The 15,575-nt window shown below is 67.8% G+C and carries 12 protein-coding genes; 7 read left to right on the plus strand and 5 right to left on the minus strand.

Translation table 11 applies throughout. The features are described 5' to 3' along the window. Nucleotides 1-6: 6 nt before the first annotated feature. Entirely contained in the window at nucleotides 7-303 is a 297-nt protein-coding gene (locus ACM0O9_RS11300) for an NHLP-related RiPP peptide (RefSeq protein WP_065178400.1), read from the minus strand. A gap of 138 nt (nucleotides 304-441) precedes the next feature. Between ACM0O9_RS11300 and ACM0O9_RS11305 the strand changes: the two genes are divergently transcribed. Then, nucleotides 442-1,608, plus strand: coding sequence for a putative peptide maturation dehydrogenase (locus ACM0O9_RS11305; RefSeq protein WP_065178401.1), 1,167 nt, complete (start codon nucleotides 442-444; stop codon nucleotides 1,606-1,608). Nucleotides 1,609-1,627: 19 nt separating this feature from the next. Here ACM0O9_RS11305 and ACM0O9_RS11310 read toward each other — a convergent pair whose 3' ends face one another. The 3 genes from ACM0O9_RS11310 to ACM0O9_RS11320 are packed head-to-tail and all read right to left on the minus strand — an operon-like array spanning nucleotide 1,628 to nucleotide 6,421. Next, on the minus strand, nucleotides 1,628-3,610 hold the full coding sequence (locus ACM0O9_RS11310; protein WP_065185581.1) for an acetyl-CoA carboxylase biotin carboxylase subunit: 1,983 nt from the start codon (nucleotides 3,608-3,610) through the stop codon (nucleotides 1,628-1,630). A 26-nt stretch (nucleotides 3,611-3,636) separates the two neighbouring features. Continuing rightward, nucleotides 3,637-5,247, minus strand: a complete 1,611-nt coding sequence (locus tag ACM0O9_RS11315) for a carboxyl transferase domain-containing protein (RefSeq protein WP_111174940.1) — start codon at nucleotides 5,245-5,247, stop codon at nucleotides 3,637-3,639. A gap of 10 nt (nucleotides 5,248-5,257) precedes the next feature. Next, nucleotides 5,258-6,421 carry an isovaleryl-CoA dehydrogenase gene (locus ACM0O9_RS11320; protein WP_414603795.1) on the minus strand — a complete coding sequence of 388 codons (1,164 nt, stop codon included), beginning with the start codon at nucleotides 6,419-6,421 and terminating at the stop codon, nucleotides 5,258-5,260. Between the two features lie 158 nt (nucleotides 6,422-6,579). Here ACM0O9_RS11320 and ACM0O9_RS11325 point away from each other — a divergent pair, with 158 nt between their 5' ends. From ACM0O9_RS11325 to ACM0O9_RS11335, 3 genes are all read left to right on the plus strand, one after another. Continuing rightward, nucleotides 6,580-7,197: a TetR/AcrR family transcriptional regulator gene (locus ACM0O9_RS11325; RefSeq protein WP_005420712.1), complete on the plus strand. Its 618-nt coding sequence runs from the start codon at nucleotides 6,580-6,582 to the stop codon at nucleotides 7,195-7,197. A 195-nt stretch (nucleotides 7,198-7,392) separates the two neighbouring features. Next, entirely contained in the window at nucleotides 7,393-7,911 is a 519-nt protein-coding gene (locus tag ACM0O9_RS11330) for a c-type cytochrome (protein WP_065178404.1), read from the plus strand. Nucleotides 7,912-8,084: 173 nt separating this feature from the next. Beyond that, complete coding sequence (locus ACM0O9_RS11335) at nucleotides 8,085-9,530, plus strand: ExeM/NucH family extracellular endonuclease (protein WP_414603796.1); 1,446 nt, start codon at nucleotides 8,085-8,087, stop codon at nucleotides 9,528-9,530. A gap of 301 nt (nucleotides 9,531-9,831) precedes the next feature. Here the strand turns inward: ACM0O9_RS11335 and ACM0O9_RS11340 are convergent, their stop codons facing one another. Next, nucleotides 9,832-10,689, minus strand: a complete 858-nt coding sequence (locus tag ACM0O9_RS11340; protein ID WP_065178406.1) for an EamA family transporter — start codon at nucleotides 10,687-10,689, stop codon at nucleotides 9,832-9,834. Nucleotides 10,690-10,732: 43 nt separating this feature from the next. On the opposite strand from ACM0O9_RS11340, the gene ACM0O9_RS11345 reads away from it, so the two are divergent. The 3 genes from ACM0O9_RS11345 (at nucleotide 10,733) to ACM0O9_RS11355 (ending at nucleotide 15,540) form a co-directional block, all read left to right on the plus strand. Next, entirely contained in the window at nucleotides 10,733-11,404 is a 672-nt protein-coding gene (locus ACM0O9_RS11345; RefSeq protein ID WP_065178407.1) for an alpha/beta hydrolase, read from the plus strand. After that, nucleotides 11,401-12,501, plus strand: a complete 1,101-nt coding sequence (gene zapE / locus ACM0O9_RS11350; protein ID WP_065178408.1) for a cell division protein ZapE — start codon at nucleotides 11,401-11,403, stop codon at nucleotides 12,499-12,501. The genes ACM0O9_RS11345 and zapE overlap by 4 nt, the downstream gene beginning before the upstream one ends. 636 nt (nucleotides 12,502-13,137) lie before the next feature. After that, nucleotides 13,138-15,540, plus strand: a complete 2,403-nt coding sequence (locus tag ACM0O9_RS11355; RefSeq protein ID WP_053499270.1) for a ribonucleoside-diphosphate reductase subunit alpha — start codon at nucleotides 13,138-13,140, stop codon at nucleotides 15,538-15,540. The last annotated feature ends 35 nt before the right edge of the window (nucleotides 15,541-15,575 follow it).

Raw genomic sequence — 15,575 nt, forward strand, 5'->3', positions numbered from 1 at the left:
GGCGGGTCAGCCGTCGATGCGCTCGCCGACCTTGCCGGCTTCGAAGCAGAACACCACGGTCATGGCCGCCACCGACCCGGACAGGTGGGCCTGCAGCCCGTCACGCACTTGGCTCAGCTCCTCGACCGAGGCCAGGGTGCCGATCTTCATGCAGTCGTTCTCGCCAACGGCACCGTCCAGGCCGATCGAGGCCAGGGCCTTGGCCGGCGACGCGGTGAAGTGGCGGCGGAAGTCGTCGCTGCCGATCAGGTGGTCCAGCAGGGTGCTGGCGTCTGCGGCGGAAAGGCGGGGATGGGTGCTCATGGGGATCGTCCGTAGGTGGAGTTTCTCGTATCGGCCGCGACAGCCTGCCATTGAGGGCCGCGCTGCGCACATCGCTAAAGTTGGCCGCGCCGCGGTCGTTGCTGCTATGCCGGTTGTGCGGCAGAAGGAAGGAAACTTATGCGCCTGCGCCGCTGCGCCAGCCTGATGTTCGAGCCCCGCGAGGCGGTCACCCTGGACCTGCGCGCGATGCTGGCCGGCCACGCCGAGATGGACAGCCAGATCAGCTGGGTGGCGCTGGCCGCACATCTGGACCAGCCACTGCCGGTGGACGCCGAGGAGCGCCAGCTGCTGGGCGAGCTCAGCGCGCACCGCTGGAGCGAACCGCCCGCCGATGCCTCCCCGGCGATGCTGGCCCGCCTGGTCGAGCAGGGCCTGCTGCTGACCGACCCGCCGAGCGAGGTGGGGCATCAGTTGCGCGACGAGGCACTGCGGCGCAGCCAGTGGTGGCCGCTGGCCGCGCTGGCCCATCGCCATGCGCGCTGGCAGGCCGTGGACAGCGTGGAGGACATGCGTCGGCAGGGGTTGGACACCGCTGCCGGCCTGCGCCAGCGCCTCGGGCCGCCACCGCCGGTGGTGCAGCCCATGCAGGGCGACTACCAGCCGCTGCCGCGCAGCGAAGAGGCCGCGTTCGATGCACTGCTGGCGCGCCGCACCACCTGCCGCAATTTCGACCCGCAGCGCGCGCTGCCGCTGCCATTGCTGGCCCAGGTGCTGCAGCGCACGCTGATGGCGCACGCGGTGCAGAAGGTCGAGCGCGACACCGAGTTCCTGAAGAAGAACGTGCCTTCCGGTGGCGGCCTGCATCCTACCGAAGGCTTCCTGCTGGTGCAGAACGTGGAAGGACTGGCACCGGGCCTGTATCACTACCACCCGGTGCAGCACGCCGTGCTGCCGCTGCCCTCGCCACCGTCGCAGGCACTGCCGGCGCTGGCGCGGCGGATGCTGTCCGGGCAGGCGTGGTTCGCGGATGCGCCGGCGCTGCTGGTGCTGGCGCCGCGCTATGACCGCTGCTTCTGGAAGTACCGCAACCACGCCAAGGCGCATCGTGCGGTGACGCTGGATGTCGGCCACATCTCGCAGCTGCTGTACCTGTGCGCGACCGAGCGCGGCCTGGCCGCCTTCGTCACCGCAGCCATCAACGATGCCGATGTCGATCGTGCCTTCGGCTTCGATGGCATCGGCCAGAGCGCGATGGCCATCTGCGGCCTGGGCTGGCGCAGTGCCACACTGGACACGGCAGAATTCGATCCCGCTGGTCGGGTGACGGCGGGCGACGACCGCTGAGCGACCGTCGCCCTGGCGTTCACGCCGCTTCGAAGTCCACCAGCACCGCGCCGTCGTTGACCTGGTCACCGGCCTTGGCGCGGTAGCCCTTCACCGTGCCGTCGGCCGGCGCCTGCAGGGTGTGCTCCATCTTCATCGCTTCCAGCACCACCAGCGGCGTGCCGCGCTTGACCTCGGTACCGGCGGCGACCAGCGTGGCCACGATCTTCCCGGGCATCGGTGCCAGCAGGCTGCCGGCATCGGCCACGGCGTGGTCCGATTCGCTCACCGGATCATGCAGGGTGAAACGGTGCTGGCCGTCGGTGCCGAACAGGTACAGCTGGTCACCGTCGCGCAGCAGCTGCAGTGTCCAGCGGCGCCCGCCCAGCTGCACCGCCAGCCCCCGCACATCGGCGGTGCCGATCACCTGCACGGGTGCCGCGTCATCGCACTGCACGCGCCAGCCATCGGTCTGCGCCCACACCTTCAGCGTGTGCCGGCGTTCACCCTGCTGCAGCGGAAGCACGCGCGGCGCGGGCGCGCCAAGGCGCCAGCCATCCTGCGCCTGCCACGGCGAATGCGGGTCGCGCGCGTCGCTGGCTGCACCTGCAGTAGTGGCCACGGCGGCCACCGCCGCCAGCAGCCACAGCGCATCATCGCTGTCACCCACCCGGCCCAATGCGGCCTGCTCGCGCTCGATCAGCGCGGTATCCAGCTTGGCATGGGTAAACGAATCGGTGTTCACCAGGCGGCGCAGGAAGCCGGCATTGGTGGTCACGCCCACCACCTGGCAGTCGGCCAGGGCCTGGCTCATGCGGCGCAGCGCGGCGTCGCGGTCCACGTCCCAGACGATCAGCTTGGCAATCATGGGATCGTAGTACGGCGTGATGCTGTCGCCTTCCTCGACACCGGTATCCACGCGCACATGAGTCGACGGCGACGGCAGGCGCAGGCGGCGCAGGAGGCCGGTGGACGGCAGGAAACCACGGTCGGCGTCTTCGGCATACAGCCGCGCCTCGATGGCGTGGCCGTGGATCGCCAGCTGCTCCTGGCGCAGCGGCAGTGGCTGGCCCGAGGCTACGCGCAGCTGCCACTCCACCAGGTCGGTGCCGGTGATGTACTCGGTGACCGGATGCTCGACCTGCAGGCGGGTGTTCATTTCCATGAAGTAGAAATCGCCGTCAGGGCCGGCGATGAACTCCACCGTTCCGGCGCCGACGTAGCCCACCGCGCGCGCGGCATCGACCGCGGCCTTGCCCATCGCAGCACGACGTTCGGGGCTCATGCCCGGGGCGGGCGCTTCTTCCAGCACCTTCTGGTGGCGGCGCTGCACCGAGCAATCGCGCTCGAACAGGTAGACCGCATCACCGTGGCTGTCGCCGAACACCTGGATCTCGATATGGCGCGGGCGCTCGACGTACTTCTCGACCAGCACTTGGTCGTTGCCGAATGCCGAGGCCGCCTCGCGCTGGCAGCTGGCCAGTGCATCGACGAAATCTTCGCTGCGTTCGACCTTGCGCATGCCCTTGCCACCGCCACCGGCGCTGGCCTTGATCAGTACCGGGTAGCCGATGGCATCGGCCTGCGCGCGCAGGAAATCCGGCGCCTGCTGGTCGCCGTGGTAGCCCGGCGTCAGCGGCACACCGGCCTTGGCCATCAATGCCTTGGCCGCGCTCTTGTCACCCATCGCGCGGATCGCGCTGGCCGGCGGCCCGATGAAGGTGATGCCGGCGGCGGCGCAGGCATCGGCGAAGTCGGCATTCTCGGACAGGAAACCGTAACCGGGGTGGATCGCCTGCGCGCTGGTCAGGCGTGCGGCGTCGAGCAGCGCGTCGCCGCGCAGGTAGCTCTCACGCGCGGCAGCCGGGCCGATGTGGATGGCCTCGTCGGCCAGGCGTACGTGGCGTGCATTGCGGTCGGCATCGGAATACACCGCCACGGTGGCGATGCCGAGGCGGCGGCAGGTGGCGATGACGCGGCAGGCGATTTCGCCGCGGTTGGCGATCAGGACTTTGGTGAACATGGCAACAGGCTCGGTCATGGCACGGGTTACATGCGGAACACGCCGAAGCGCGTCTGCTGCGGGGCGGCATTGAGGCTGGCCGACAGCGCCAGCGCCAGCACCCGGCGGGTGTCGGCCGGATCGATCACGCCGTCGTCCCACAGGCGTGCGCTGGCGTAGTACGGGTGGCCCTGCTGCTCGAACTGGTCGCGGATCGGTGCCTTGAACGCGTCTTCCTCCGCTGCCGGCCACTGGCCGCCCTTGGCCTCGATGCCATCGCGCTTGACCGTGGCCAGCACGCTGGCGGCCTGTTCGCCACCCATCACGCCGATGCGCGCGTTCGGCCACATCCACAGGAAGTTCGGCGAATAGGCGCGGCCGCACATGCCGTAGTTGCCGGCACCGAACGAGCCACCGATCACCACGGTGAACTTGGGTACCCTGGCGCAGGCCACCGCCATCACCAGCTTGGCCCCGTCCTTGGCGATACCACCCTGTTCGTACTTGCGACCCACCATGAAGCCGGTGATGTTCTGCAGGAACACCAGCGGGATATTGCGCTGGGTGCATAGCTCGATGAAGTGCGCGCCCTTCAGTGCCGACTCGGAGAACAGGATGCCGTTGTTGGCGATGATGCCGATCGGGTAGCCGTTCAGATGGGCGAAGCCGGTGACCAGCGTTGCGCCGTAGCGCGGCTTGAATTCGTCGAAGCGTGAGCCATCGACCAGCCGCGCGATCACTTCGCGTACGTCGTAGGGCTTGCGCGTATCGGCCGGGATCACCCCGTACAGTTCGTGTGCCGGCAGCAGCGGTTCCTCGGGTGCCTGCACCGCCATGGCCGGTTCCGGCTTGCGCCAGTTGAGCTGGGCGATGATCGCGCGCACCCGTGCCAGTGCCTGCAGGTCGTTGTCGGCCATGTGGTCAGCCACGCCGGAGATGCGCGTGTGCACATCGGCACCACCCAGTTCCTCGGCCGTCACCACTTCGCCGGTGGCCGCCTTCACCAGCGGCGGGCCGCCGAGGAAGATCGTGCCCTGCTCGCGCACGATCACAGTCTCGTCGCTCATCGCTGGCACATAGGCACCACCAGCGGTGCAGCTGCCCATCACGCAGGCGATCTGCGGAATGCCCTGCGCCGAAAGATTGGCCTGGTTGTAGAAGATGCGGCCGAAATGGTCACGGTCGGGAAAGACTTCGTCCTGCAGTGGCAGGAACGCACCACCGGAATCGACCAGGTAGATGCACGGCAGGTGGTTCTGCTCGGCGATCTCCTGCGCGCGCAGGTGCTTCTTCACCGTCATCGGGTAGTAGGTGCCGCCCTTGACCGTGGCATCGTTGGCCACGATCACGCATTCCACGCCACTGACGCGGCCGATGCCGGCCACTACGCCAGCGGCCGGCACGGCGTCTTCGTACATGCCGTGCGCGGCCAGCGGCGCGATTTCCAGGAAGGCGCTGCCGGGGTCGAGCAGCGCGTCGATGCGGTCACGCACCAGCAGCTTGCCGCGCGCGGTGTGCTTGGCGCGTGCGGCTTCGCTGCCACCCAGCGCGGTGCGGGCGAGGGTGGCATGCAGGTCGTCGACCACGGCCTGCATGGCCGCGCGGTTGCTTTCAAACGTTTCGCTGCCCGGTTGCAGCTGGGTGCTCAATACGGTCATCGCAGTGGCCTTACAGGGTGCGCTGGAACAGTTCGCGGCCGATCAGCATGCGGCGGATCTCCGAGGTGCCGGCGCCGATCTCATACAGCTTGGCATCGCGCCACAAGCGGCCGGTCGGGTATTCGTTGATGTAGCCGTTGCCGCCGAGGATCTGGATCGCCTGACCGGTCAGCCAGGTGGCCTTCTCGGCGGCGTACAGGATGGCACCGGCGGCGTCCTGGCGGGTGGTGCGGCCCTGGTCGCAGGCACGTGCCACGGCATAGACATACGCGCGGCAGGCGCCCAGGCCCACGTACATGTCGGCGATCTTGGCCTGGATCAGCTGGAAGCTGCCGATCGGCTCGCCGAACTGGTGGCGCTCGTGCACGTACGGCATCACCACGTCCATGGCGGCGGCCATCAGGCCCAGCGGGCCACCGGACAGCACCACGCGCTCGTAGTCCAGGCCGGACATCAGCACGCGCACGCCACCGCCGACCTGGCCCAGCACATTCTCTTCGGGAATCTCGCAGTCCTGGAACACCAGCTCGCAGGTGGGCGAAGAACGCATGCCGAGCTTGTCCAGCTTCTGCGCGGTGGTGAAGCCCTTCATGCCCTTCTCGACCAGGAACGCGGTGATGCCCCTGGCGCCCGCGTCCATGTCGGTCTTGGCGTAGACCACCAGCACGTCGGCGTCCGGGCCGTTGGTGATCCACATCTTGTTGCCGTTGAGCACGTAGCGGTCGCCGCGCTTGTCCGCACGCAGCTTCATCGACACCACGTCCGAACCGGCGCCCGGTTCGCTCATCGCCAGCGCGCCCACCTTGGCGCCGCTGCACAGGTCGGGCAGGAAGCGCTGCTTCTGTTCCTCGTTGCCGTTCTTGCGCAGCTGGTTCACGCACAGGTTGGAGTGCGCGCCATAGGACAGGCCGATGCCGCCGGACGCGCGCGAGATCTCTTCCATCGCCACCACGTGGGCCAGGTAACCCATGCCGGTGCCGCCGTATGCTTCTTCCACGGTGAGGCCCAGCAGCCCCTGTTCGCCCAGCTTCGGCCACAGCGCCAGCGGGAACTGGTTGCTGGCATCGGCCTCGGCGGCCAGCGGAGCGACCTCGGCGGCGGCAAAATGGGCCACGCTCTGGCGCAGCAGGTCGATGTCTTCGCCAAGATCGAAGTTCAGGGATGGCACGTGCATTGTGGTGGCTCCACGGCGGGATGGCAGGAATGGACGCACCCGGCAGGGGAGTGGGGGGCGGTCTGCAGGACCGCCACCCACACGGGCGATGGCCCCAGCGTAGCGGGGTTCGGGTAAGAAGTGAATACGAATTCAAAAATTGAAACTAGAATCAGAACATGGCTTATAAGCGCTCTGCATTGATGGAAGAACGCCTGGCGGGCGCCCGTGAACGGATCCTGCTGGCCACCCGCGAGCTGGTCGCCACGGGCGGCTGGCGCAATGCCCCGGTGACGGCCGTGGCGACCCAGGCCGGGGTGTCCACCGGCCTGATCTATCGCCACTTCCCGTCCAAGGCAGAGCTGTTCGTGGAAGTCCTCAATGCCGCCGTCGCCCACGAGGTCGCGATCATGGAGCGCATCGCCAGTGGCCCGGAGGCGGCCAGCGAGCGGCTGCGGCTGGCGATCACCGCCTTCGTCCGCCGTGCCCTGGCCGGGCCGGGGCTGGCGCACGCCTTCATCGTTGAACCGGTCGACCCGGACGTGGAAGCCGAGCGCATGCGCGGCCGTCGCGCCTTCGGCGACGTGTTCCTGCGGCTGGTGGAGGAGGGCGTAGCGGCCGGCGAGCTGCCGGTGCAGGACGCGCATGTGGCCGCCGCCTGCCTGGTCGGTGCCTTCACCGAAGCGATGGTCGGCCCGACCGCGCCCAGCCGCGAAGCGCACCGCGACGAAGACGCGCTGGTGGATGCGATCTGCAGCTTCTGCCTGCGCGCGATCGGCGCCCCGGCAATCCGGTAGCGCCGGCCGCTGGCCGGCTTCTGTTGCTGGGGTCAGATCCCTTTTGCGGCGCAAAAGGGATCTGACCCCAGCCCCGGCATGCTGCGCCGCATCAGCAGTGACGCCTGTTGTCGCACGCAAAGTGCGTTCTATACTCGGCCCATCACGCAGTCGCTCAGCCGTGGTCCAACGACTATCAGCCAGGGGTAACGAAGAGTGCGGAATTACGATCTGGAGTTCCTGAAACGCTTCTCCATGGTGATCGCGCTGCTGGCGACCATCACCCTCGGCCTCATCCTCCTTGCCGCCTACATCCACACCCGGATTCCGCCCGAGGTGTCGCCGACCGCGGCCAAACGCACCGAACAGCGCATCTCGCCCACCGGCGCGGTCTATGCCGGCAGCACCGGCGCCGCCGCGCAGGCTGCCGCCAAGGCCGCCGCGCTGGCCAAGGCCGCGTCGCAGGTGGCCTACGGCGGCACCAAGGATGGCAAGGTGATCTTCGACAACCTGTGCACCGCCTGCCACACCACCGGCGTGGGCATGGCACCGACGCTGGACCATTCGCACTGGGACAAGCGCATCGCACAGGGCAAGGACACCCTCTACAAGCACGCCATCGAGGGTTATACCGGCCCCGACGGCGGCATCATGCCCCCCAGGGGCGGCAACCCGGCCCTGACGGAAGAACAGATCCACGCCACCGTGGACTGGATGCTGGCCAATCTGAAGTAAGCGGTAGTGCCGGCCGCTGGCCGGCAACCACACATCGCACGAAGGTCATGAGGTTGCCGGCCAGCGGCCGGCACGACCCAGGCTTTGCCCACCAAGGTCAAAACCCCGCTCGCAGGCGGGGTTTCGCATTTCAGGGTTAGTCTGTGCGCCCTCGTCCCAGGAATCGCCCGTCGATGCGCCGCTGCTCCCTCGCCCTTGCCCTGTCCCTGCTGCTGCCGGCCGGCGCCATCGCCCAGGCCCAGCCGCAGGCCACGCCGGTCGCGACGCCGCCCGCTGCGCGCAGCAGCGCCAGCGTGGTGCTGACTGCCGCGCCAGCCGACTGGCGCGCGCTGGATGGACAGCGCGTGCGCATCGCCGCACCGCTCACCCTGGCCGGCACCGATGGCCTGGAGCGCTTCGGCCAGCTCACCGTGGCCTTCGATGGCCGCCTCTGGCAGCCGACCGAAGTGGCCGCGCCGGGTACGGCCGGCTATGAGCAGGTGATGGCCGACAACCAGCGTCGTCGCCTGGTGCTGGACGATGGCAGCGATGCCCGCGATCCGGCCAGCGTGGCCTACCTGCCGGGCAACCCGGTGCTGCGCACTGGCATGCAGCTGCGCAATGTGGAGGGCATCGTGCGCGTGGACGCGCAGGACCGTCCGCGCCTGCAGGTCGAAGGCGCGCTGAAGCTGCCGGAGCTGAAGCGTCCCGCCGTGCCGACGGTGCCGGGCAGCCTGCATGTGGCCGCCTTCAACCTGGAGAACTTCTTCAATGGCGACGGCCAGGGCGGTGGCTTCCCCACCCTGCGAGGTGCGCGCACGCCGGACGAGCACAAAGCGCAGGTGGCCAAGCTGGTCGCCACGGTCAACGCGCTCGGCGCTGATGTCGCGGCGCTGATGGAGCTGGAGAACGACGGCTACGGCCCGCAGTCGGCCATCGCCGAACTGGTCGATGCCCTCAACCGCGACCGTGGTGCGCAGGGGGACTGGCGCTTCGTCGACGCAGGCAAGGGTCCTGGCGACAACCCGATCCGGGTCGGGATCATCTACCGCAGCTCGCGCCTGCAGCCGGTCGGCACGCCGGCCACGTTGACCGGCGGCCCGTTCGTCGAACACAGCCGCGTCCCGTTGGCACAGGCCTTCCAGGGCAAGCAGGGCGCGCCATTCGTGGTGGTCGCCAACCACTTCAAGTCGAAAGGCTGCCGCGACGCGAGCGGCGCCGATGCCGACCACAATGACAACCAGGGCTGCTGGAACGCCACCCGCGTGGCCTCGGCGCAGCAGCTGCACGCCTGGCTGCAGACCGACCCGACCGGTACCGGTGCAAAGGACGCGGTGCTGCTCGGTGATTTCAATGCCTACGCCATGGAAGACCCGATCCGCACCCTGCATGACCTGGGCTGGCAGGATGCGTTCAAGGTCGCCAAGGTCGAGCATCCCTACAGCTACGTCTACAACGGCTACACCGGGCGCCTCGATCACGCGCTGCTGAGCCCGGGCATGGCCAAGCGCCTGCGCGGTGCCGCCGAATGGCACAGCAATGCCGATGAGCAGGACGCCAGCGGCTACCAGGGCCGCAACGTGCAGGGTCCGTGGCGCAGCTCCGACCACGACCCGCTGCTGCTGGGTTTCGACAGATAGGGTTCGCCGGGGATCTGCTCTGGGAGCGACCTTGATCGGCACGGATGCTGCTATTGCTCTTTATCTTCCAGTCCGCCTTCAAGCGAGCCGAGCATCGCAGGGGAATCAGGGGCGAAGAGGCGCCGATGTCTGAGCGCAGCGAGTTCGGCGCCGTCCCCTGATTCCCCGAGAAGCGCAGGGTACCGGTGCACAGCACCGGCTCGCGGCTGGCGGCGCGTTTCTTTTGGTCACTTTTCTTTTCGCGCGAAAAGAAAAGTGACATCCCTCCGCGGGCGCGGAAATGGCCCGCCGCGACCAATGCTCACCCCCAGGCGATCAAGCCGATCGCCAGCACCGCCAGCGCCAAACCGGCACGGTTCCACTTCGTGGTGGCCTCGCCGAAGACGAACACGCCCACCAGTGCACCCAGCACCACCACGCCGATGTTCATGCCGGCGAACACGGTGGCCGGGTTGTCCGGCATCGACTGGTGCGCATGCACATAGAACAGGATGTTGCTGCCATTGAGCAGGCCCAGCAGCGCACCCGCGCCGAGGTTGCGCCAGGCCAGCTGGCTGCGGCCACTGACATGCCGCCACAGCTGCAGGGCCAGCATCAGCACGAAGGCCACGCTGAAGCTGGCCAGCACCGCCGCCATCGACGGCGTGCCCGACAGCGCCACCTGCTTGAGCAGCACGTCCACCACCGCAAACCCGCCCCATACGCCCAGCAGCCAGCCCCAGCCGCCGGGCGAGGACGCCACCGCCGGGCCGCGCGGGCGCAGGCTGATCGCCACCATGGCGACCAGGCCCAGCGCCAGGCCGACCAGCTTCCACGGCGTCGCGCTCTGGCCGAAGAACAGGAAGGCGGCAGCCAGTGACAGCAGCAGCGACAGGCGCTGCGCCACATCGCTGCGCACGATGCCGGCCACCGCCACTGCGCGGCCCAGCACCAGGAAGATCGAGGGCAGCACCACCGCCAGCGCCAGCAATGACAGCCACGGCGCATGCGGCGCGCGCAGCGCATCCAGCGGCGGCTGCAGCACCACCGCGGTGAGCGTTGCCGCCACCAGATAGTTCCAGGTGACCATCTGCGCAACATCCAGTTGGCGGCGTCCGGCCACCTTCAACAACACCGAGACCAGCACGCTGCAGATCACGGCCAAAGACAGGTAGAGCATGGGGCGGGCACAGGGCAGGGGCGGGGGACGGTATCATGGTGCCATGCACAAGCCCTCGTTCCCCGTCGCCCCCGGCGAAACCGCCTGTCTCCAACTGGATGGCCCGGCCGGCCCGCTGGAAGTGGTCGTCGACCTGCCCAAGGCCGATGTGCCGGTGCAGCCGATCGTGGCCATTGTCTGCCATCCGCTGTCCACCGAAGGCGGCACCCTGCACAACAAGGTGGTCACCATGACCGCCACCACCCTGCGCGAGCTGGGCATCGCCACGGTGCGCTTCAACTTCCGCAGCGTCGGCGCTTCGGCCGGTACCTTCGATGGCGGCGTGGGCGAGCAGGATGACCTGAAGGCCGTCGCCGCCTGGGTACGCAGCCAGCGCCCGGACGACCGCCTATGGCTGGCCGGTTTCAGCTTCGGTTCGTTCGTTTCGCTGAAGGCGGCTGCCGCGCTGCAGCCGGAAGCGCTGATCTCGATCGCGCCGCCGGCTGGTCGCTGGGATTTCGACGGTATCGCACCGCCGGCCCGCTGGCTGGTGATCCAGGGCGAGCAGGACGAGATCGTCGACCCGCAGGCCGTCTACCAGTGGCTGGACACGCTGGACTTCCCGCATGAGCTGGTGCGCATGCCCGAGACCAGCCACTTCTTCCACCGCAAGCTGATCGACCTGCGCGGCGCGCTGACCCACGGCGTGAAGCATTGGCTGGGCGCGGCGGCATGAGTGCAACCGAGTTGACCCCGTCGCAGCGGTACGCGGAAGGGGTCGCCCGTGGTGACTGGCAGGACGACCCGGCCCAGCATGCAGCGCTGGCCGAGCTGGACCGCATCCACCTGGGACTGCTGGACAGTGCCGAGGACGGCTGGCTGGACCGCCTGTCCTCGTTCTGGAAGAAGCCCGAGCCGGTCAAGGGCCTGTACTTCTGGGGCGGCGTCGGCCGCGGCAAGACCTTCCTGGTCGACCTGTTCTACGACGGGCTGCCGATCAAGCAGAAGTACCGCACGCATTTCCATCGCTTCATGCGCAGCGTCCACGAGCGTCTGCGCGAGCACCAGGGGCAGAGCGACCCGCTGGCGAAGATCGCCCAGGAGTGGCGCAGCAACCTGCGCGTGCTGGTGCTGGACGAGTTCTTCGTCACCGACATCGGTGATGCGATGCTGCTTGCGCGGCTGCTGGAGCGCCTGTTCGCCGAGGGCGTGACCCTGGTCACCACCTCCAACACCGCAGTTGAGAACCTGTACCTCAACGGCCTGCAGCGCGAGAGCTTCCTGCCGGCCATCGGCCTGTTGCAGCGCTTCTGCGTGGAGCTGTACGCAGAAGGCACCGAGGACTACCGGATGCGCGCGCTGACTCGCTCGCCGGTGTACCGCGCACCGTTGGCCGCAGACAGCGACGACTGGCTGGCCACGCGCTGGAGCGAACTGAGCGGCGGCCAACCGGCCAGGCCCGGCAACATCGAGATCGAGGGCCGCAAGATTCCGGTCCGCGGCCGCGGCAAGAGCATCGCCTGGTTCGATTTCGCCGCGCTGTGCGAGGGCCCGCGCGGGCCCTCGGACTACATCGAGATCGCGCACGAGTTCAACACGGTACTGCTGGGCGGCATTCCGGCCTTTGATCGCCTGAACGAGGATGCCGCGCGCCGCTTCGTCAACCTGATCGACGAGTTGTACGACCGCCACGTCAACCTGGTCTGCACCGCCAGCACCTCGCCGGTCGAGCTGTACACCGGCCAGCGCCTGCAGGGCGCGTTCGAGCGCACCGCCTCGCGCCTGATCGAGATGCAGAGCGCCGAGTACCTGGGCACCCCGCACCGGGCGTGAGGGGTTCCGCGCGAATGCAATGCCGGCCAGCGGCCGGCACGACCACCCTGGGATTCCGGTAGTGCCGGCCGCTGCCCGGCAATGATCGGGGGATAGGGCGCAACGGCGTTTCCCTGCGGCCGCTCCTCCGGCCCGGCCGACATGTTCAGCCTCGCGTCGCTGCCCGGCGGGTGATCCCGGCATCCACCGGATTCCCACCGGCTGCCCACGCTCTATCCACAGGGTTGTCCCTAGCCAGTTTCATCACTGTCATGTGAAGCTGTCATTGTTCCGTTTCCGCGGTGCGTTGTGCCACCGCAGTGACGCCTTTCGGGCTTGACTGCGCAGCCCGTTCCGGCAGGTCTGAAGCGTCTGATCCGGGCGCCGTCGGCACGATCCTTGCGGCGCAAGGGATTGCCGAATTTCACTACATTTGGCGTTGACGGACCCCACTACCCCCACTATCTTGTGGCCGTCGGTCGCAGCAACCCCAGGTCTGGGGGTTGGCAGCAGCACCCATCCGCGATCGTCAACGGCAGTGGCAGGCGCAGGGTCTCATCCCCTGCGACGCCGTCCTGCCATCCTGGGCCGTCATGTCCCGGGCTGCGTCACCCCGATGCATCGAGCACCCCCAATCACGCCAAGAGGACATACGCCGTGAGCACCGAATCCAGCGCCACCATCGAGAAGGAAAGCGAGTTCCTGTTGACGTCGCCGCCGACGGCCAACGCGATGAGTGTGACCAAGCGCAACGGGACCACCGAGCTGGTGGACCTGAACAAGATCGTGCGCGCGGTGCAGCGTTCCTCCGAAGGCCTGCACGCCGTCGATCCGATGCGCGTGGCCACCCGCACCATTTCCGGCCTGTACAACGGCGCCACCACCCGCGAGCTGGACGAACTGTCCATCCGCACCGCCGCCCTGCTGATCGGTGAAGAGCCCGAGTACGGCCGCCTCGCTGCGCGCCTGCTGGCCAACTACATCGCCAAGGAAGTCTCGGGCCAGGAAATCTACGCCTTCTCGCAGTCGGTCAGCCGCGGTCATGAAGTCGGCCTGATCAACGACCGCCTGCTGAACTTCGTGCAGACCAATGCACGCAAGCTCAACGACGCCATCGACGGCGCGCTGGACCTGAACTTCGATTACTTCGGCCTGCGTACCCTGTACGACCGTTACCTGCTGCGCCATCCGCACACCCGCAAGGTGATCGAGACCCCGCAGCAGTTCTTCCTGCGCATCGCCAGCGCGCTGAGCGAGGACGTGTCCGAGACCCTGGCGCTGTACAAGCGCATGGGCAATCTGGACTACCTGCCGTCCAGCCCGACCCTGTTCAACTCCGGCACCACCCACGAGCAGCTGTCCTCGTGCTTCCTGCTGGACTCGCCGCAGGACTCGCTGGAGTCGATCTATGCCAAGTACGGCGACATCGCCCAGCTGTCGAAGTTCTCCGGCGGCATCGGCGTCAGCTACACCCGCGTGCGTTCGCGCGGTTCGCTGATCAAGTCGACCAACGGCCACTCCAACGGCATCGTGCCGTGGCTGAAGACCATGGATTCGTCCGTGGCCGCGGTGAACCAGGGCGGCAAGCGCAAGGGCGCAGCCTGCGTGTACCTGGAAACCTGGCACGCCGACATCGAGGACTTCCTCGAACTGCGTGACAACACCGGTGACGAAGCCCGCCGTGCGCACAACCTGAACCTGGCCAACTGGGTGCCGGACCTGTTCATGAAGCGCGTCGAGGCCGACCAGGAATGGTCGCTGTTCGATCCGCGCGTCGTGCCGGAGTTCACCGACCTGTTTGGCGAAGCCTTCGAGGCTGCCTACCTGCAGGCCGAAGCCCAGGGCAAGGCCAACCGCACCATCTCCGCGCGCAAGCTGTACGCCCGCATGATGCGTACGCTGGCTGAGACCGGCAACGGCTGGATGACCTTCAAGGACAAGTGCAACCGCGCCAGCAACCAGACCCTGCGTCCGGGCAACGTGATCCACCTGTCCAACCTGTGCACCGAAATCCTGGAAGTCACTTCCAACGATGAAACCGCAGTGTGCAACCTGGGTTCGATCAACCTGGGCAATCACTTCGACGAGCACAACGAGTTCGACTTCGAGAAGCTGGCCGAGACCGTGCGCCTGGCCGTGCGCCAGCTCGACCGCGTCATCGACCTGAACTTCTACCCGATCGAAACCGCCCGCCGCGCCAACCTGCGCTGGCGTCCGGTCGGCCTGGGCTGCATGGGCCTGCAGGATGTGTTCTTCCGCAAGCGCCTGCCGTTCGACAGCGCCGAAGCCCGCGCGCTGTCGAAGAAGATCGCCGAAGCGATCTACTTCCACGCGCTGGAAACCTCCTGCGAGCTGGCCCAGGAACGCGGCAAGCACCCGTCGTTCAACGACACCCGTGCCGCCAGCGGCGAACTGCAGTTCGACGCCTGGAACGTGGTGCCGGAAGACACTGCGCGCTGGGACGCCCTGCGTGAGCGCATCAAGGAACACGGCCTGCGCAACTCGCTGATGATCGCGATCGCGCCGACCGCGACCATCGCCTCGATCGCCGGCTGCTACGAGTGCGTCGAGCCGCAGGTGTCCAACCTGTTCAAGCGCGAGACCCTGTCCGGTGACTTCCTGCAGGTCAACCGCTACCTGGTCAACGAGCTGAAGAAGCTGGGGCTGTGGACGCCGGAAATGCGCGATGCCATCAAGCTGGCCGAAGGCTCGATCGCCGGCGTGGCGCAGATCCCGGAAACGCTGCGCGAGGTCTACCGCACCGCGTGGGAACTGCCGATGCGTTCGCTGATCGACATGGCCGCCGAGCGTGGCGCCTTCATCGACCAGTCGGCCTCGCTCAACCTGTTCATGGAAAGCCCGAACATCGGCGCGATGTCCTCCATGTACATGTACGCCTGGAAGCAGGGCATCAAGACCACCTACTACCTGCGTTCGCGCCCGGCCACCAAGATCGCCAAGACGACGGTGAGTGCCGCCGCACCGGCCAAGGTGTTCAGCCCGGACGAAGCCATCGCCTGCTCGCTGGAAAACCCTGAAGCCTGCGAGGCCTGCCAGTAACACGCCGCGCGGTGGGTGCCGACCGTTGGTCGGCA

The organism is Stenotrophomonas sp. FR012, assembly GCF_047520565.2.
GTDB lineage: Bacteria > Pseudomonadota > Gammaproteobacteria > Xanthomonadales > Xanthomonadaceae > Stenotrophomonas > Stenotrophomonas sepilia.